Here is a 2,260-nt window from a genome sequence, read left to right as displayed (position 1 = left end):
GTTGTGTCGTCGTGTTCTAATTGCTGGTATCGGCCGAAACGCAGTGGAATATCGCGAAACGGACTGCTTCGCAATAGATCCCTCGCACCGTATTGTTCTGTTGGCATCGTCAAGTTATTTGAGAATGCTTGTGGTGCAGTCGATGTGAGTGGTTTCGGTAGTGGAATGTAGTGGCTAACTGCGTTTTTCATGCCGCTGCAGCGGCTGTGATTTCGTGCCAGACCCCGAAGCGGTTGGTCATCTCGGATCGCCATTGGGGTGCACTCATCAGATGACGACGGGAACCAAAGTGCTCTCGGATGTGGCTGAACGCAAACAGGAACCGTTGAGCCTGCCCGGGCGAGGCGAAGCGTTTCATCACCCGTTCCCGGATTCTGGTCGGCTGATGGGAGTTCTCAGCCCGGTTATTGAGGTATTTCGAGCGGCGATGGGTCACCGACGGAACCAGCTCGCGGTGAGCGACCCCGTAGCTGGCCAGCTTGTCGGTGACAATCACCCGCGGCACATACCGCAGGCCCTTGAGCAGCTTGCGGAAAAATCGCTTGGCTGCTTTGGCGTTTCGCCGCGACTGGACCAGGATGTCGAGCACGTTGCCGTGCTGGTCGACCGCGCGCCACAGGTAATGCGTGATGCCGTTGATCTTGATGAAAACCTCATCGAGGTGCCATTTATCGCCGGGGCAAGGTCGGCGCCGACGCAGCTGGTTGGCGTAGTCCGTCCCGAACTTGGCACACCAGGATCGGATCGTCTCGTAGGTGAGCACCACACCGCGGGCCAACATCAGCTCCTCAACGTCGCGCAGGCTCAGCGCAAAACGGTGATACAGCCACACCGCGTGCCCGATGATCTCGATCGGATACCGATAGCCCTTGTATCTTGCCGCAATCGCCACCGACCAATCCTGGCAGCACCACACCAGACCAACAACTTGACGATGCCGCCTGCACAAGTTCGGCGTCGAGTGCAGCGCGCTCCGACGACGACTTGAGATCGAGAACGATCACCCGCTGATCCGCGGTGAGCTGCTTGTACCAACTGGGCGAGGCCGTCGCGAGCGGATCACCGTGTGGTGGCTCGACCTTGGTCACGTCGGCACCGAAGCTTGCCAAACGGGCGGCCGCCAATGGGCCGGGCAAGTTCACGGCGAGCGTCACCACGCGAACTCCGGTCAGCGGGTCAGGCACATCGCCTCACTATACGAACGTATAGGTTAACATATAGCTGTACAGTCGATTGAGCAAGAGCTAACATGGCCGGCATGACACAGGTCGTTCCTCCGTTCACGAGCGGCGAGGACCTGACCGCGAAGGCGCGGATTCGCATCGCGGCGACGGACAGGGTCTGCGGAGACGCCCCGGATCTGGAGAAGTACTACGAGTTGGCCGAGGCCATGCTCGGCGCCGTGCCGCAGCCGCACCGCCCGCCCGCCGATGAGGCGATGGGCGCGATTGCGGTCGATCTCGGGGTAGCCGACACGGTCCGCCCAGTGACCGTCGGCGTTTACTTCGGCGAGCCCGGCGTAGAACAGGCTGATCCGTACTTCGGCGGCGACGGTCCGGCCCGGTCGGCTGCATTGAATGCGGGTTGTGTCTGTTGGGCTGCCGCAACAATGCCAAGAACACCCTGCCGAAAAACTATCTCTGGTTCGCCGAGCGCCTGGGTGTTCGGATCGATCCCGAACGCACGGTCATATCGATTAGGCCGCTGGGGGCGGCGGATGGTTCAGACGGGTATGCCGTGACCAGCGAACACACCGGCTCCTGGATACGCAAGGACCGCCGGACGCAGAGCGCACGCGGTGTCGTCGTCGCTGCCGGCGCGCTGGGAACCAACCAGCTGACGATCACGGCGATGGCCGAGCGGGCGATGACAGCGATCCCGGTCAAGCCGGGTGCCCAGACGCAAAGCCCCCGCACCGCTCGGTGAGGAGCAGGCGGATGACCGAGACACTGCGTGCTCAGAAGAGCGTCGTCGCCGCACTGGACCGAGTGCGTGTCAGGCGGCTACTGCAGCGCGTGGGAATGGTCGAGGAGCCGCCCGGCCCGGTCGGTTCGGACACCCCCGAGGTCATCCAGCTGCTGAGCGAACCGTGGTTCGACGAGCGGCTGCGCGAGGCGGCGGACAAGCTCGAGCGCGATTATCACGGCGTCCGCACCGAGGCGGCCGGTTACCTGCGCGAAATGTCGGCGGCCCAGGACGAGCGGCTGATGGAGGCCTGGCACCGGTTCGGACATTGGATGATGCGGGCCTACTACTTCGT

At 62.7% G+C, this 2,260-nt stretch carries 3 protein-coding genes and 2 pseudogenes; 3 read left to right on the top strand and 2 right to left on the bottom strand.

The features are described 5' to 3' along the window. Nucleotides 1-187: 187 nt before the first annotated feature. Nucleotides 188-892 (bottom strand): IS6 family transposase, encoded by a 705-nt coding sequence (locus VKI00_RS31680; protein WP_324447144.1) that lies wholly within the window; start codon nt 890-892, stop codon nt 188-190. A 46-nt stretch (nt 893-938) separates the two neighbouring features. Next, a pseudogene (locus VKI00_RS31675) lies at nt 939-1,184 on the bottom strand (CoA transferase); the annotation flags it as partial. Nucleotides 1,185-1,258: 74 nt separating this feature from the next. Here VKI00_RS31675 and VKI00_RS31670 point away from each other — a divergent pair. The 3 genes and pseudogenes from VKI00_RS31670 to VKI00_RS31660 form a co-directional block, all read left to right on the top strand. After that, a complete protein-coding gene (locus VKI00_RS31670) occupies nt 1,259-1,741 on the top strand; it encodes a hypothetical protein (protein WP_324447142.1) in 483 nt (160 codons plus the stop codon). Further along, nucleotides 1,738-1,926, top strand: a complete 189-nt coding sequence (locus tag VKI00_RS31665; protein ID WP_324447140.1) for a hypothetical protein — start codon at nt 1,738-1,740, stop codon at nt 1,924-1,926. The genes VKI00_RS31670 and VKI00_RS31665 overlap by 4 nt, the downstream gene beginning before the upstream one ends. Nucleotides 1,927-1,937: 11 nt before the next feature. After that, nucleotides 1,938-2,260, top strand: a pseudogene (locus tag VKI00_RS31660) (hypothetical protein); the annotation flags it as partial.

Origin of the sequence: Mycobacterium sp. (genome assembly GCF_035314665.1) — a bacterium.
GTDB lineage: Bacteria > Actinomycetota > Actinomycetes > Mycobacteriales > Mycobacteriaceae > Mycobacterium.
This window is presented reverse-complemented; position numbering and strand designations above follow the sequence as displayed.

Coding starts and splice junctions, on each gene's coding strand:
- VKI00_RS31670 (WP_324447142.1), top strand. CDS start 1,259: ATGACACAGGTCGTTCCTCCGTTCACGAGCGGCGAGGACCTGACCGCG.